At 66.6% G+C, this 15,494-nt stretch carries 18 protein-coding genes; 5 read left to right on the forward strand and 13 right to left on the reverse strand.

All coding sequences use genetic code 11. The annotated features are described in order from the left end of the window. Positions 1-112 precede the first annotated feature (112 nt). From EH231_RS09830 to recO, 4 genes are read right to left on the reverse strand one after another with little or no spacing between them, the layout of a single operon-like run. Positions 113-550 (reverse strand): NUDIX hydrolase, encoded by a 438-nt coding sequence (locus tag EH231_RS09830; RefSeq protein ID WP_124712324.1) that lies wholly within the window; start codon positions 548-550, stop codon positions 113-115. Next, complete coding sequence (locus EH231_RS09835; RefSeq protein WP_090431559.1) at positions 547-993, reverse strand: hypothetical protein; 447 nt, start codon at positions 991-993, stop codon at positions 547-549. Before EH231_RS09835 ends, EH231_RS09830 begins: the two co-directional genes overlap by 4 nt. A 1-nt stretch (position 994) precedes the next feature. Further along, positions 995-1,888, reverse strand: coding sequence for a decaprenyl diphosphate synthase (locus EH231_RS09840; RefSeq protein ID WP_090431561.1), 894 nt, complete (start codon positions 1,886-1,888; stop codon positions 995-997). Next, positions 1,824-2,678 (reverse strand): DNA repair protein RecO, encoded by an 855-nt coding sequence (gene recO, locus EH231_RS09845; protein WP_044524257.1) that lies wholly within the window; start codon positions 2,676-2,678, stop codon positions 1,824-1,826. Before recO ends, EH231_RS09840 begins: the two co-directional genes overlap by 65 nt. A 63-nt stretch (positions 2,679-2,741) precedes the next feature. Here recO and EH231_RS09850 point away from each other — a divergent pair, with 63 nt between their 5' ends. The 5 genes from EH231_RS09850 (at position 2,742) to EH231_RS33800 (ending at position 7,085) form a co-directional block, all read left to right on the forward strand. Beyond that, positions 2,742-4,229: an amidase gene (locus EH231_RS09850; RefSeq protein ID WP_124712325.1), complete on the forward strand. Its 1,488-nt coding sequence runs from the start codon at positions 2,742-2,744 to the stop codon at positions 4,227-4,229. A 188-nt stretch (positions 4,230-4,417) separates the two neighbouring features. Beyond that, a complete protein-coding gene (locus EH231_RS33795; protein ID WP_164480833.1) occupies positions 4,418-5,734 on the forward strand; it encodes an EspA/EspE family type VII secretion system effector in 1,317 nt (438 codons plus the stop codon). An 18-nt stretch (positions 5,735-5,752) separates the two neighbouring features. After that, the gene (locus EH231_RS09865) at positions 5,753-6,067 is read left to right on the forward strand and encodes an ESX-1 secretion-associated protein (protein ID WP_124712328.1); all 315 of its coding nucleotides are present in this window, start codon (positions 5,753-5,755) and stop codon (positions 6,065-6,067) included. A gap of 4 nt (positions 6,068-6,071) precedes the next feature. Then, the gene (locus tag EH231_RS09870) at positions 6,072-6,638 is read left to right on the forward strand and encodes a hypothetical protein (RefSeq protein ID WP_124712329.1); all 567 of its coding nucleotides are present in this window, start codon (positions 6,072-6,074) and stop codon (positions 6,636-6,638) included. 297 nt (positions 6,639-6,935) lie between these two features. Beyond that, positions 6,936-7,085 carry a hypothetical protein gene (locus tag EH231_RS33800; RefSeq protein WP_164480834.1) on the forward strand — a complete coding sequence of 50 codons (150 nt, stop codon included), beginning with the start codon at positions 6,936-6,938 and terminating at the stop codon, positions 7,083-7,085. Positions 7,086-7,107: 22 nt separating this feature from the next. Here the strand turns inward: EH231_RS33800 and era are convergent, their stop codons facing one another. From era to hrcA, 9 genes are all read right to left on the reverse strand, one after another. After that, entirely contained in the window at positions 7,108-8,007 is a 900-nt protein-coding gene (era, locus tag EH231_RS09875) for a GTPase Era (protein ID WP_090431572.1), read from the reverse strand. Between the two features lie 78 nt (positions 8,008-8,085). Beyond that, positions 8,086-8,403, reverse strand: a complete 318-nt coding sequence (locus EH231_RS09880; protein WP_124712330.1) for a cytidine deaminase-like protein — start codon at positions 8,401-8,403, stop codon at positions 8,086-8,088. Then, positions 8,396-9,697: a hemolysin family protein gene (locus EH231_RS09885; protein ID WP_124712331.1), complete on the reverse strand. Its 1,302-nt coding sequence runs from the start codon at positions 9,695-9,697 to the stop codon at positions 8,396-8,398. The genes EH231_RS09880 and EH231_RS09885 overlap by 8 nt, the downstream gene beginning before the upstream one ends. Continuing rightward, positions 9,694-10,248, reverse strand: coding sequence for an rRNA maturation RNase YbeY (gene ybeY, locus EH231_RS09890; protein WP_090431575.1), 555 nt, complete (start codon positions 10,246-10,248; stop codon positions 9,694-9,696). Before ybeY ends, EH231_RS09885 begins: the two co-directional genes overlap by 4 nt. Beyond that, positions 10,245-11,291 (reverse strand): PhoH family protein, encoded by a 1,047-nt coding sequence (locus EH231_RS09895; RefSeq protein ID WP_124712332.1) that lies wholly within the window; start codon positions 11,289-11,291, stop codon positions 10,245-10,247. Before EH231_RS09895 ends, ybeY begins: the two co-directional genes overlap by 4 nt. Before the next feature lie 337 nt (positions 11,292-11,628). Then, on the reverse strand, positions 11,629-12,408 hold the full coding sequence (locus EH231_RS09900) for a hypothetical protein (RefSeq protein WP_124712333.1): 780 nt from the start codon (positions 12,406-12,408) through the stop codon (positions 11,629-11,631). Positions 12,409-12,446: 38 nt separating this feature from the next. Next, positions 12,447-13,196 (reverse strand): 16S rRNA (uracil(1498)-N(3))-methyltransferase, encoded by a 750-nt coding sequence (locus EH231_RS09905; protein WP_124712334.1) that lies wholly within the window; start codon positions 13,194-13,196, stop codon positions 12,447-12,449. 16 nt (positions 13,197-13,212) lie between these two features. Continuing rightward, positions 13,213-14,355, reverse strand: coding sequence for a molecular chaperone DnaJ (gene dnaJ / locus EH231_RS09910; RefSeq protein ID WP_044524229.1), 1,143 nt, complete (start codon positions 14,353-14,355; stop codon positions 13,213-13,215). 43 nt (positions 14,356-14,398) lie between these two features. Further along, positions 14,399-15,430: a heat-inducible transcriptional repressor HrcA gene (gene hrcA / locus EH231_RS09915; RefSeq protein WP_090431583.1), complete on the reverse strand. Its 1,032-nt coding sequence runs from the start codon at positions 15,428-15,430 to the stop codon at positions 14,399-14,401. Between the last annotated feature and the right edge of the window lie 64 nt (positions 15,431-15,494).

Genomic DNA, 15,494 nt, shown 5'->3' on the forward strand with positions numbered 1-15,494 from the left:
AGCCCTCAGAACGTCCACGGCGTGCGTAGTCGACTACCTGACTTTGCACCGGCGGGTGCTGAGAACGAAAGCGCCCGCCCTACAGGGGTTCTCCGACTTGAACGCGACGGATTCAGACCCGGTCGCGCGCCAGGGCCAGCACGGTGTCACGGGTCAGCGGGGCGAGCTCGATGTCCCCGGGCGCATTGAGGTCGATCCAGGTCATCTCGGCGATCTCGGCCTGCGGCTGCGGCTCGCCGTCCAGGCTCACCAGGTAGAGCCACGCATCGACGCAGTGGCCGGGTTCATTGGCTGCCGGCGCACTGTGGCGGCCGAGCTCTTCGGCTTCGGGCAGCGCGAATCCGACCCCGAGTTCCTCGCGGACCTCCCGGGCCAGGGCCTCGATCGGCTTCTCCCCCGGTTCGATCTTCCCGCCCGGCTGCATGAATGCCGTCGTGCCGCCCTTGCGGACCACCAGCAGCCGCTCACGCTCGTCGAGCACCACTGCGGCGACGATGCGGATGACGCGGTCACCTCGGCTCCTCGCGCGAGCGTTCGTCGGCGGAGTCACGACATCAGGTCCCGGCGGACATCGGCGCCGGTGGCCAGAACCATGAGAATCAGCGTGCGCAGCGCGTCGTCGGTGAGCCCGGCCGCCGGGAAGTTGTAGCGCAGCATCACGTCGGCGACCTTCTTGGCCGGCCGCTTGCGCGCAGCGCCCTTGGGTGTCGCGCCGTTGGTCGGTGTCTCGACCAATTTCTCCACCAACACCACCGTGCCCAGCATGGTCTTGCTGGCATGGTCGGACACCCGTTCGCGAATCTTGTTGTTCAGGGGCAGATCCCAGGCCAGCGGCTGGGTCAGCGAGACCATCTCCAGGTCCTCGGCGATGGCCACCACCCGCACCGAGGCCACCGAACCGTCGACGGTCACCGTCAACGCGCCGTCCTCTTCCTCGACGACGGACATCACCTCGCCGAGCGCCGAGGACAGCCGCTGCAGGAGGCCGGGCATGTCAGGCCCTGCCAAATCGACGGTTGCGGTTCACGTACTCCTCGCACGCCGCCCACAGGTCGCGCCGGTCGTAATCCGGCCACAGCTTGTCCTGGAACACGAACTCGGCGTAGGCCGACTGCCACAGCAGGAAGTTGCTGGCCCGCTGCTCCCCCGACGTCCGGATGAACAGGTCCACATCGGGGATGTCGGGACGGTGCAGATGTTTGGCGAAGGACGCCTCGCTGATCCGGCCCGGGTTGATCTTGCCCTCGGCGGCTTCGGCGGCCAGCGCCTGTGCGGCCTCGACGATCTCGGTGCGCCCGCCGTAGTTCACGCAGTAGTTGACCGTGATGACGTCGTTGCCGACCGTCATCTCCTCGGCGATGTCGAACTCCTTGATGACGCTGCGCCACATCCTGGGCCGCGACCCGACCCAGCGCATGTTCACGCCCATGGCGTTCAGGTTCTCCCGGCGGCGGCGCACCACCTCCCGGTTGAAGCCCATCAGGAACCGGACCTCTTCGGTGCTGCGCTTCCAGTTCTCGGTGGAGAACGCGTAGACGCTGAGGTGTTTGATGCCCAGTTCGATGGCGCCGCAGGTGATGTCGATCAGCACCGCCTCGCCCATCTTGTGTCCCTCGGTGCGGCCCAGACCACGCTGGGTGGCCCAGCGACCGTTGCCGTCCATCACGACGGCGACGTGATTGGGCACCTGGTCGGCTGGGATCCGGGGCGCGACCGCCTTGGACGTGTGCTGGGGCGGGCGGGCGAAGCGGCCGTTGGTGCCGGCCGGAATCTCCGGGAAGACGACGGGCCAGGTCGAGGTGTCCGGGAAGACCGGATAGTCCTCAGGCGCCGGGGGCAGCTGTGGGTAGGTCGACTTGCCCCGCTTCCCGTCCTTCGTCAATGCCATGGCCCATATCCTGCCTGACCAGCGTCGAGCGCTGTTCGGCGACTGTCCGATCGATGCGGTACACCCGCTCGACCAGAGGCAATGTCCGCAGCTGGCGCTCCAGGTGCCACTGCAGATGCGCTGCGATCAGCCCACTGGCCTGGCTGCGATGCCCCGATGAGGAGGCCTCGGCGTACTCCCAGTCACCTTCGTGCAGCGCCGACATCAGCTCCAATACGGGCTGCGGCGGGGTACTGGATCCGCTGGGCCGGCAGTGCACGCAGACACTGCCTCCGACGGCGACGTGGAATGCCCGGTGGGGACCCGGCGCGGCGCAGCGGGCGCACTCGGTCAGCGCCGGCGCCCACCCGGCGATCGTCATCGCCCGCAGCAGGTAGGAATCCAGCACCAGCTCACGGGCCCGGCGCCCGTCGGCGATGGCCCGCAGCGCGGCCACTGTGAGCCGGTGCAGGTCGGGCATCGGTGCCCGCTCCTCGCCGGCCAGCCGCTCGGCGGTCTCCAACATCGCGCACGCACTGGTGTAGCGGCCGTAGTCACTGACGATGTCGGCGGCGAACGCGTCGATGGCCTGCACCTGGGTGACGATGTCGAGGTTGCGTCCCGGATGCAGCTGCACGTCGATGTGGGCAAACGGCTCCAGCCGCGCGCCGAACTTGCTGCGGGTACGCCGGACCCCCTTGGCCACCGCGCGCACCAAACCATGGTCGCGGGTGAGCAGGGTGACAATCCGGTCGGCCTCGCCGAGCTTGTGCTGGCGCAGCACCACCGCCCGGTCCCGGTACAGCCGCATCGTGACAGTGTCGCACCATGGCCGGACAGGTTCCGTTATGCACCGCCGATATTCTCGAAAGTGATGGCCAAATCTGCGACTTCCGACCCGAGCTCCTCCCGATTTCCCACCCTGACCAACCAGCTCTACCAACTTGCCAGCGGTGCAGTCACTTCTGACGAACTGGTACGTCAGTCCTTGCATGCCATCACCGCGAGCCAGTCCACCCTCAACGCGTTCCGCGTCGTACTGACCGAGCAGGCGCTGGCCGACGCCGCCAAGGCCGACACGGCTCGCGCGGCCGGCAAACAACTCCCGCTGCTGGGAATCCCGATCGCGGTCAAGGACGATGTCGACGTCGCCGGGGTGCCCACCCGGTTCGGCACCGACGGCTCCACCCGCGTCGCCTCCGCTGACGCCGAAGTGGTGCGCCGCCTGAAGGCCGCCGGCGCGGTGATCGTCGGCAAGACCAACACCTGCGAACTCGGGCAGTGGCCGTTCACCGGCGGTCCGGGCTTCGGGCACACTCGTAACCCCTGGTCACGCAAGCACAGCCCGGGTGGGTCCTCGGGTGGCAGCGCCGCGGCCGTCGCCGCAGGCCTGGTGACCGCGGCCATCGGATCCGACGGTGCGGGCAGCGTCCGCATCCCCGCGGCGTGGACGCACCTGGTCGGCATCAAGCCGCAGCGCGGACGCATCTCCACCTGGCCGCTGCCCGAGGCATTCAACGGCATCACGGTCAACGGAGTGCTGGCCCGCACCGTCACCGATGCGGCCCTGGTGCTCGACGCCGCATCGGGTAACGCCGAGGGCGATCTCCACAAGCCGGCACCGATCCAAGCCGCCGAACATGTTGCCCGCGCGCCCGGACCGCTACGGGTGGCCATGTCGACGAAGTTCCCCTTCACCGGTTTCCCTGCCACGCTGCACCCCGAGATCCGCGACGCGCTGCAGGGCATGGCCGATCAACTCGGGCAGCTGGGTCACACCGTGGTGGCCAAAGACCCCAACTACAGCCTGCGGATGTCATGGGACTTCCTGGCCCGCTCCACCGCGGGCCTGCTGGACTGGACCGACCGGCTCGGCGACGTGTCCTATGACGAACGAACTCTGGCCAACATGAGGATCGGTCGGCTGTTGTCCCAGCACATCCTCCGCAAAGCCCGGGCACACGAGGCCGCCGTACAGCGGCGGATGTCCTGGATCTTCAACCTCGTCGACGTCATCATCGCGCCGACCACCGCCCAACCTCCGCCGCTCACACACGAATTCGACCGGCGCGGGTGGTCTGCCACCGAACGCAGCTCGATCGCCGCCTGCCCGGTGACCTGGCCGTGGAACCTGCTGGGCTGGCCATCGATCAATGTGCCCGCCGGCTTCACCTCTGGCGGGCTGCCGATCGGCATCCAGCTGATGGGGCCGGCCGACAGTGAGCCACTGCTGATCTCACTGGCCGCCGAGTTGGAGGCGATCACCGGTTGGGCAGCCAAGCAACCCGAGGTCTGGTGGAATACCCCGTCGCAGACCGACGCGTCACAGGCCGCCGCCGCGATCAACTCGCTTGACGGGTAGGACGGAAGAGCTGGTCACACCTGGCAGGAAGCCGTCGAATCGCTTTGAAAATTGCCGCAATTGACGCCTGCCACTCGTTGCTACGCTCGAATCCACGGCGTGGGGGCCGCGAACAAATTGTTCAAGCTGTCGGGAGGGTCAAGAGGCGTGCACACTGATGCATCCATGGGCGATACGCGGGCCTCTGAATGACGGGGTCATCGTCATCGGAAGGTGAGGGCACCAGAGCGCCCAGCAAGGGACCCAGCAAGTCCGGCATAGCGTCTACCGCCTGGAGCACCTACGGCAACCTCAAGAAACTCATGGAAGGCGATCCGCAGGGCGCGGTCGGCTTGTTCGGCGACGCCGGCAAATGGGCGCAGGCGCTCGCCCCCGCCGCGACCGCCACACCGGTGATCAAAGGCGGCTTGTGGACCCTGACGGCAGTCAGCGTCACCATGGGCGAGGGAAGCCCGGACGGTGGCGGCGACTTCAGCGACGGCGCCAAACTGTTCCAGTCCAACGGGAAGAGCCTCGAAGGCGCCTACCCCACCGAGACGTGGTCCGGTTCAGCTTCTGACGCCTATATGTCGCAGAACTCGCACCAGATCCAGCGTGCGACAACCATGCTGGCAGCCGACAACGACATCGTTCGGATCCTGTCTACCCAGGCGGGCCAGGTGGACCAGGCCCGCAGGGAAGTCGACTGGGCGTCAAAAGGTTTGGCCGCAATGATTCCGGTGGCGCTGGCGTTGGAAGCCACCGTGCTGGGAGCTCCGGAGTCGATTGCACTCCAGGTCGCTGCGGTGGCTGTAGCTCTCACAGCCGCCGGTCTCACGGCAAACAATCTGCGCAACTACGCGCAAGACAATGCCGCCCAGATACGGGAAGCCACGACCAAGTACCGCGAAGCGGGCGCGGTGAGCCCGTCAGGGACAGGTTCGCCTACCTCACCATCCGGCTCGGGCGGCGGCAACGGCCCCGGGTCCGGGTCCGGAAAACCGAACAATCCGTCCGGACAGGACACTCCTGGTACCCAGAGCGAACCGGCAGGTAACGGAAGTTCGGGTAGCCAGACCAGGGGCGGCGGTTCAGGTGCCGGCGGCGGATCGAGTGCCGGCGCCGGCGGCGGCTCCCGGAGCGGTGGCGGATCGGGCAGTGGGAGCGGTGGCGGAGCTGCGGCATCGATGCCGAGCACGACCGGCATGTCCAGCGGGGCCGCAAATGCCGCGAGCAGTGGCGCCGGGATGGGCGGCATGCCATCGCTACCTCAAATGGGTGGCGGTTCCGGTGGCGGTGGCGCCGGAACGCTCGGCAGTCTCGCGGGCGCCGCCGGCCAGATCGTCGACACCGTCATGCAGGCAGTGGAGCAGTCCGATCAGCAAGACCCGAACACGCAGAATGGCGGCCAGCCCGGTGCGGCGGCAGGTGGCGAATCGCAGGCCGGTCGCGCACCGATCAATGTATCGGTTGGCGCCGACACCGCGAACCATGCTGCGCCGCAGCGCCTCACAACCGAACTGTAACCGCGAAAGGAGCACTTCTTGTCTGACGAATTGAACGTTCTCACTTCGGATCTCCGAGACATGTCGACCACGCATGACGCGGCCGCGGCCGGATTCTCCGCGGCGGGCGATACGACGTCGTATGTGGAATGGAAGGTGCTGGCAACGCATGGTCCGATCTGTTGGTCGTCGCAGCAAGCCTTGTGCGAAGCGAACGAGGCCCGCAAATCCGCATCCGAGGCGATGATGAAGAAGTCCAACGAACTGGCCGGAAACCTGACCACGGCGGCCTCGCAGTACGACCAGACCGACGCACAAGAATCCGGCAACCTCGGCCGCACCATGCACTCCTGATCACATGACCGATCACACCTGGGACGATGACGGTCCCGAAGACGAACAGTTCCCGAGCGACCTCGATGCGCTGGGTTTCGACGACCACCAACACGGCCATGACGACCACGAAGACGACTGGTCCGGGCTCGACGGGTTCACTGCCGACGAAGCCCCGAGCGAGAGCTTCAGCGACCCAACGGGTGATGCGCCTGCGCCGACGATGCCCGGGGACGATGACTCAGACGATGAGTCGTCGGGGCCGGTCACGTTCGGGATCACCAACCCGGCCGGGACGATCACGGCGCAAGCCACCATCTCGGGTGCGATCAATCGGATCGAGTTGTCCTCGGCCACAACCTCGATGACCGAATCGGACCTTGCGCGCGACATCATGTCCACCGCCAAGCTGGCCAACATCCAGGCCCGGGCAATTCAACGCGCGATGGTGCAGAGCCTGCTCATGCATCAGGGCATGGACCAGGACGTGGCCGCGCAGTTCATCGACGACATCAGCGATCTACCCACACCGGCACAGTCCGAGGCTGCCCAAGCCGAGGCAATGGCAGAGTATCTGCGAAGCGGACGTTGACCGTCAGCAGTTCGTCGGCCAGTTAGGATTTCGCAGGCTATCGAATAGGGCAAGGGGAATGCCGCAATGAGCTATCCGGATCCGTACCACCCCCAACAGCAACCTCCGCCGGGGCAATATCCGCCCGCCCCGCCTGGATCCCATGGATTCGGTTATCCGTCCAACGTGTCACCCAACGGTGGTTACCCGCCCGCTCAGCCCTACGGCGCCCAGCCACAACCCCCGTATTATCCGCCTCCGCCTGTCCCCCCGCAGCCAGAGGCCGAGCGAGACAACGGCAACTCGCGGGGTTGGCGGATGATGGACGCGCTGTTGGTTCTCGCCAGCGGCTCCGGGGAACGTGGCGGTACCGCACGCGACCGTGTCAAGACCCAGCTGATTATCTTCGGCGTCGCTATGCTCGGGTTCGCGATTCTGATGCTAGTTGTCGTGTTGATCGGCAAATAGCGAGTCACAAACGCTGGGTCAGTCAGAAGCCCAGCCGGCCGAGCTGCTTGGGATCGCGCTGCCAGTTCTTGGCGATCTTGACCCGAAGGTCGAGATAAACCTTTGTGCCGAGCAGCTTTTCGATCTGGGTGCGGGCGGCGGTGCCGACCTCACGCAGCCGGGCGCCGCCCTTACCGATCACGATGCCCTTCTGGCTGTCGCGCTCGACGTACAGGATGGCGTGCACATCGATGAGATCGTCACGTCCCTCACGCTCTTCGACCTCTTCGATGACCACAGCCAGTGAATGCGGCAGTTCGTCGCGCACACCTTCCAGGGCAGCCTCGCGGATGAGCTCGGCCATCAGTACTTCCTCGGGCTCATCAGTGAGCTCGCCGTCGGGGTAATACGCAGGCCCCGGTGGCAGTTTCGAGACGAGGACTTCGGTGAGAACGTCGAGTTGCTCGTTGGCGGTGGCCGAGACCGGCACGATGTCGGCATCGGGTCCCAGGAGTTCGCTGACGGCCATCAGTTGTTCGGCGACCCGGTCCTTGGGCACCTTGTCGATCTTGGTGACGACAGCGATCAGCGTGGTCTTGGGCGCGACCGCGCGGATCTGCTGATAGATCCAGCGGTCACCGGGACCGATGCGCTCATCGGCGGGGATGCACAGACCGATCACGTCCACCTCGGAGTAGGTGTCCTTGACCAGGTCGTTGAGCCGCTGCCCGAGCAGGGTGCGCGGACGGTGCAGCCCCGGGGTGTCGACCAGGATGATCTGGAAGTCCTCACGATGCACGATGCCGCGGATGGTGTGCCGGGTGGTCTGCGGCCGGTTCGAGGTGATCGCGACCTTCTGACCCACCAGCGCGTTGGTCAGCGTCGACTTGCCGGTGTTGGGCCGGCCGACGAAACAGACGAAGCCGGAACGGAACTCAGTCATCGTTCTCCCCTATCACCGAAACTGCGGTGAGATCGCAATCTGCACCAGAAACGCGATCTGTGCGCAGTCTCGGCGGTGTCACAGCGGTTTTCCCGCCCGATCGGTGACGATCACCGCGGCATCGGCGGACAGTTCCCGCACCGCCGCGACGCCCGCGTCATCAGCGGCACCGCCCACCAGCACCGCGGCCTCGAGGCCGGTGGCACCGCTGGACACCGCGGCCGCCACCGCCGCTTGCAACGCAGTCAGCTGCAGCGCCGCCAGGGTCACCGGGGCGCCGGCATAGGTACGACCGTCCTGGTCGCGCACCGCCGCACCCGCGGGCGCCTCGGCGCGGCCCATCGCGCCGCGGGCCAGCACCACGAGCTTGTTGTCTTCTGCGTCGAGCTCAGTCATCGGTATCTCGGGTCTCCTGTTTCTCAGATTCAGCCGGGCTGACCAGAATTGTGCCGATCCGCACTCGTCCACGATGGTCGGAATCCCCCTCGGCGCGCAGCCTCAGGCCGTCCCACGTGACTTCGGCGCCGGGCAGCGGCACCCGGCCCAATTCGAAGGCCACCAAGCCGCCGACAGTGTCCACGTCGAGATCCTCGTCGAACTCCATTTCGTAGAGTTCGCAGAGGTCTTCGATCGGCAGCCGTGCCGACACCCGGTACTGACGGTCACCGAGGTCTTCGACCGGAACCACCTCGCCGGCGTCGTACTCGTCGACGATCTCGCCGACGATCTCCTCCAGCACGTCCTCGATCGTGACCAGGCCGGCGATCGCGCCGTACTCGTCGACGAGCAGGGCCATGTGGTTGCGGTCGCGCTGCATCTCGTTGAGCAGTTCGTCGAGTGGTTTGGAGTCCGGGACGAACACCGCCGGGCGCATCACCTGCGCGACGTTGGTGTCACGGCCGCCGTTGGTCGAGTAATAGGTCTGCTGGACAAGGTCTTTCAGGTAGACCACGCCGACGATGTCGTCGACGTTCTCCCCGATCACCGGGATGCGGGAATGTCCGCTGCGCACCGCCAGTGACGTCGCTTGGCCTGCCGATTTGTCACTTTCGATCCACACCATCTCGGTGCGCGGCACCATGACCTCGCGGGCCGGGGTATCGCCGAGCTCGAACACCGACTGGATCATCCGGCGTTCCTCGTCGGCCACCACACCGCGCTGCTGGGCCAGGTCGACGACTTCACGCAGCTCGATCTCGGAGGCGAACGGTCCGTTGCGGAAGCCGCGGCCGGGAGTCAGCGCGTTACCGATCAACACCAGCAGCCGGCTGATCGGGGTGAGCAACACCGAGATCGCCTGCAGCGGAAGCGCCGAGATCAGCGCGATGGAGTAGGCGTTCTGCCTGCCGACCGTGCGCGGCCCGACGCCGATGGCGACGAAGCTCGTCACCACCATGATCGCGGCCGAGGCAACCAGACCCCAACTGACACCCAGGTGCCCGTCGAGGAAGGACACGAGGAGGACCGTCGCGCTGATCTCGCAGGTGATCCGCAGCAGCACAACAAGATTGATATAGCGGGGCCGTTCGGCGACCACCCGGCTGAGCCGTGCGGCGCCGGGACGTTCGTCGCGGACGAGCTCTTCGATCCGCGCGATCGAGACCGTGGACAGTGCGGCGTCGATGGCCGCGAACAGGCCGCCGAACCCGACCAGCACCACGGCGCCGAGCAGCGGGAGTATGCCACTCACTGATTGTCGCCGTAGTTGAAATCACTGAAGTATCGGGACTTGTCCAGCAGGCGCTGATCTTTCTGGCTCTGCCGGTCGGCGTGATAGGCCTCGACCTGATCAGCCACCCACTCCTCGAGGAGCTGACGCTGCAGCGCGAACATCTCCTTTTCCTCGTCCGGCTCGGCATGGTCGTAGCCGAGCAGATGCAGCACCCCGTGCACGGTCAGCAGGGCCAGCTCCTGACCGAGCGAGTGCCCGGCCTTGGTCGCCTGCTGCTCGGCGAATTCCGGGCACAACACGATGTCGCCGAGCATGGACGGACCCGGCTCAGGTGAGTCCGGTCGGCCTCCCGGCTCCAGCTCGTCCATCGGGAAGCTCATCACGTCGGTGGGCCCCGGCAGGTCCATCCACCGCATGTGCAGGTCGGCCATCGCGGCACTGTCCAACAGCACCATCGACAACTCGGCCGCCGGGTGCACGTCCATCTTGGCGATGACGAAGCGCGCGACGCTGATCAGTTCGTCCTCGGAGACGTCGATGCCCGACTCGTTGGATACCTCGATGCTCATCGGCGGGGCCGCCCGTTCGGCGAACGGCGTTGGGCACGGTTGAGCAGGGCGGGCTCCTCATGCCGGGCGTAGGCGTCAACGATCTCGGACACCAGGCGGTGGCGGACCACGTCGGCACTGGTGAGTTCGGCGAAATGGATGTCGTCGATACCGTCGAGGATGTGCATCGCCGCGCGCAGGCCCGAGGTGTTGCCACCGGGCAGGTCGACCTGCGTAATGTCGCCGGTGACAACGACTTTGGATCCGAACCCGAGACGGGTCAGGAACATCTTCATCTGTTCGGCGGTGGTGTTCTGCGCCTCGTCGAGGATGATGAATGCGTCATTCAACGTCCGGCCGCGCATGTACGCCAGCGGCGCGACCTCGATCACCCCGGCGCTCATCAGTTTTGGAATGAGCTCAGGGTCCATCATGTCGTGCAGTGCGTCATACAGCGGCCGAAGGTATGGGTCGATCTTCTCGCTCAACGTGCCGGGCAGGAAACCAAGGCGCTCACCGGCTTCCACCGCGGGGCGGGTCAGGATGATCCGGCTGACCTGCTTGGTCTGCAGGGCGCTGACCGCCTTGGCCATCGCCAGGTACGTCTTGCCGGTACCGGCCGGGCCGATGCCGAACACGACGGTGTGCGCATCGATGGCGTCGACATAGCGCTTCTGGTTGAGCGTCTTGGGCCGGATGGTCTTGCCGCGGCGGCTCAGGATGTCGAGCGTCAGCACCTCGGCCGGCGACTCGTCTTCGGTGCCGGTGAGGATCGCGACGCTGTGCCGCGCAGCCTCGGGCGTCACCGCCTGTCCACTGGAGGCGACGGCGATCAGCTCGGCAACCACACGTTCGGCCAATGCCACGTCGGCCGGCTCGCCGGTGAAGGTGATCTCGTTGCCGCGGGCGTGAATGTCAGCGGTCAGAAGTCTTTCGAGTGCCCGTAGGTTCTCGTCAGCGGAGCCGAGCAGGCCCACGATGATGTCGGGCGGAACGGTGATGCTGCTGCGGACAGATTCCGATGCGGTGGCCGACGAGTCAGCGGTCGTGTCGCGGGGCGTCACGTGAAGTTTGTGCCTGCTTTCCGTGTTTTCAAGACGGCTGGCTGCCGTCGTACTGTTGCCAGTTTACCGCTGGTCAACGACACGCCCCAATGGTTAAGCAGGCTGATGGCGATCGGTACCGCGCGGTTGACGGGCCGAACTGGCCGGCCGGGTGAACACACAGGTCAGCGTGATGGCGTGGCCATCCGGGTGGCACGCGAATCTCCCGGTGATGCGACCTGCCAGACCCTGCGCCGAGTGTGGCGCCTGTCGCGACGTTTCCGCCGCGTCGGCTCAAGAAGCTGCACCCTCGTCGCAGCGCGCGGAGGCCGACATCAGGACCTGAATCGGCGTCGGATCAGCCCGCGAACGCGCCCAACTTGGCCTGCACCGCATCTTCGTCGGGCCTGGCGTACATCTTCCGAGACCCGCGATCGTAGGTGGCGATAAAGGGGCAACTTCCGGCGGTACCGGGCACTGTTCCCCCGCTCTTGATCACGGTGCCGGTCTTTGCCTCGCGGAAGGTGACCTCGTATTCGACCGAGTAATAGTCGACGGTGACGTGGTCCCCGTCATCGTCGTCGACGCACGACGCGGATTTCACCTCGCTGCCCTTTTTTCGATCCAGGCAGGCAACGACATTGATCTCGGAGAACTGGTCGGACGTGGTCCATTTGTCGGCAGCGACCGGCAGCCAGATTTCGTCCACGATGCCGAGACCCTTGAAGAAGGCCACGACGTTGTACGGCTTGCCATATTCCGCGGAATTGCTGATCCGATCGTTCTCGCACACATATGAGAAATCAGATGCCGAACTGGCGACCCGGTCCTGCCCCTCACCAGCAACTTTGACGATCTCGTACCCCATGAATCCGACGAACGAGATGCCTACGACAGCGATGACGGCGACGATCGCGATGGCGAGTCCCGATTTCTTGGGCCGGATCGGTGGTCGCGCCGGCGACCACTGCGGCGGCTGGCCGTATGGGGGCGGGGCACCCGCCTGCCCGTGCCACGCTTGGCCCTGCCACGGCTGCCCCTGCGACGGTGGCCAATGCGGGGGAGGCTGTCCGTAAGGAGGCTGTCCGTAAGGAGGCTGTCCGTAGGGCGGCTGCGGGCCTTGCGGCGGAAAACTCACAAATAGAGCGTAATGCCTGGCCAGGCACGCCGTTGGCGCTAAATCTCCCAGCGCGCCGTCAGAGCACCGATCGCTCCCAGGGCCACGGCCGCAGCTGTCGACGTGCGCAGCACCGTCGGGCCCAGGCGGACCGTCTTCGCGCCGGCCCCGGTCAGCGCTGCGATCTCCTCGTCGGCGATCCCGCCCTCCGGCCCGACGATGAGCATCAGTGAATCCGCTTGGGCCAGAGGCAGTTCGGCAATGGGCTCGGTGGCCGACTCGTGCAACGCCAGCACCACCGCGCCGGCTGCCGCGGCGTCGGCGACACGCTGGGTGAGCGCCGGCGTCGAGACCACGCCCTCGACGGCGGGGACATACGCGCGGCGCGACTGCCGGGCCGCCGAACGAGCCACCGCCTCCCACCGCCGCAGGCCCTTGTCCACCTTCGGGCCGTCCCAGCGGGCCACGCACCGAGTCGCCTGCCAGGCGACAAAGCCGTCGGCACCGGCCTCCGTCGCAAGCTCGACAGCCAGCTCTGACCGGTCGGATTTGGGCAGCGCCTGCACCACGGTGACCGTCGGGCGCGGGGCCACGATGGTGACCCGCTCGGTCACCCGCGCCGACAACCGGCCCTTGGCGGTCTCTTCGACGACACAATGCGCCAGCACTCCGGCGCCGTCGCTGAGGTCGATCTGTTCGCCGACGCGGATGCGGCGCACGTTGGACGCGTGGAAGCCCTCGTCACCGTCGACGACGGCGAGTTCCCCCGCGCCCGGCAGCGCGTCGACGTAGAAAAGCGCTGCGCTCATCGGGTAGCTCGCGGCGTCAGCGGCCGGAGAACGTCTCGCGCAGCCGGCTGAACAGACCGCCGGAACTCGCCGCGGCCTGCGTCGAGCGCACCTCCGCGGCGTCGCGGCTGCGGTTCTCCTTCAGCTTGCGCAGCAGGTCGGTATCGGTGCTGTCCAGCCGCGACGGCACCACCACGTCGATGTGGGCATGCAGGTCACCGCGCACCCCCGAACGCAGATGCGGCATGCCATGGCCCCGCAGTGTGGTCACCGAGCCGGGCTGGGTGCCCGCGGCGATGGTCAGTTCGGTGGGTCCGTCGAGAATGGCGTCGACGGAGACCGTGGTGCCCAGCGCAGCGTCGACCATCGGCACCGAGACGGTGCAGTGCAGATCGTCGCCGTCGCGGACGAAGATTTCGTGCTGCTTCTCGTGGACCTCGACGTAGAGGTCACCGGCGGGCCCGCCGCCGGGTCCGACCTCGCCTTGCGCAGCCAGCCGTACCCGCATGCCGTCGCCGACACCGGCCGGGATCTTGACGCTGATCTCGCGTCGGGCGCGCACCCTGCCGTCGCCGCCGCAGCGGTGGCACGGATCGGGAATCACCTCACCGATTCCCCCACAGACCGGGCACGGCCGGGTGGTCATCACCTGGCCGAGCAGCGAGCGCTGCACGGTCTGGATCTCACCGCGGCCGTCACAGGTGTCGCAGGCGACGGGAGTGGAATTGCCGTTGGTGCCCTTGCCGTGACACAGATCGCACAACACCGCGGTGTCCACGGTCACCTGCTTGGTCACGCCAGTGGCACACTCCGCCAGGTCCAGCCGCATCCGCAGCAGCGAATCGGCGCCGGGCCGCACCCGGCCGACCGGCCCGCGCGACGCGGTGCCGCCGCCGAAGAACGCCTCGAACACGTCCCCCAGACCGCCGAACCCGCTGAACCCGCCGGGCGCTCCGCCCACCGATTCCATCGGGTCGCCGCCCATGTCGACGATGCGGCGCTTCTCCGGATCCGAGAGCACCTCATAGGCGACCTGGATCTCGGTGAACCGGGCCTGCGCTTCCTCGTCGGGGTTGACGTCGGGGTGCAGCTCACGCGCCAGCCGCCGGTAGGCACGTTTGACCTCCGAATCGCTCGCGCCTTTGCTCACTCCGAGCAAGCCGTAATAATCGCGTGCCACGCTGACCTTGCCTGACCTTTCTATGCCGGACTAGCCGGCTGATTTACCGGGTACCTAAGACTTCGCCGATGTAAAGAGCAACCGCCGCGACATTGGCAATGGTTCCCGGATAGTCCATTCGGGTGGGGCCCACCACACCCATTCCGCCGTACACCTTGCCCGAACTGCCGTACGTCGTGCTCACCACCGACGTTCCCAACATCTGTTCGGCCTCGGTCTCATGACCGATCCGCACGGTCACCTTGCCCGCTTCCTGCTGGGCCGCCAACAACCTCAGCACCACCACCTGCTCCTCCAGCGCCTCCAACACCGACCGCAGCGATCCGCCGAAATCAGCGGTGTTGCGGGTCAGGTTGGCGGTTCCGCCGAGTAGCAGTCGTTCCTCGGTGTGCTCGACGAGCGTCTCGACCAGCACGGTCGCCGAGCGGCCGACAGCATCGGCCAGCGCACCATGTCCGTTGAGGTGCGTGGCCAGATCGCTGACCGCGATCGATGCCGCGGTCAACGGCTTGCCTTCGAGCGCCTGCCCCAACATCTCGCGCAGTTTTGCCAGCTCATGCTCGTCAATGGCATCGCCGAGCTCCACAATGCGCTGATCGACCCGGCCCGAATCGGTGATGACCACCAGCAGCAGCCGCGCCGGAGTCAGCGCGACCACCTCGAGGTGACGCACGGACGAGGTGGAAAGTGTCGGGTACTGCACGATCGCGACCTGCCGGGTCAGCTGCGCGAGCAGCCGCACCGCGCGCCGCAGCACGTCGTCAAGGTCGACCCCGGACTCCAGGAACGACAGGATCGCGCGACGTTCCGACGAGGACAACGGCTTGACGTTGTCGATCCGGTCGACGAACTCCCGGTAGCCCTTCTCGGTCGGCACCCGGCCCGAGCTGGTGTGCGGCTGGGCGATGTAGCCCTCCGCTTCCAGCACCGCCATGTCATTGCGGACAGTGGCGCTGGACACTCCGAGGTTGTGACGCTCCACCAGCGTCTTGGAGCCGATGGGCTCCTTGGTGGCCACGAAGTCGGCGACGATGGCGCGCAGCACCTCGAATCGACGTTCGTCGGCACTCCCCACCAGTTCACCTACCCTTCACAGCAGCGATGACTTTATTTTGCTCGGTTCATTTTACTGATCAGCA

This window comes from Mycolicibacterium nivoides (assembly GCF_003855255.1).
Taxonomy (GTDB): Bacteria; Actinomycetota; Actinomycetes; order Mycobacteriales; family Mycobacteriaceae; genus Mycobacterium; species Mycobacterium nivoides.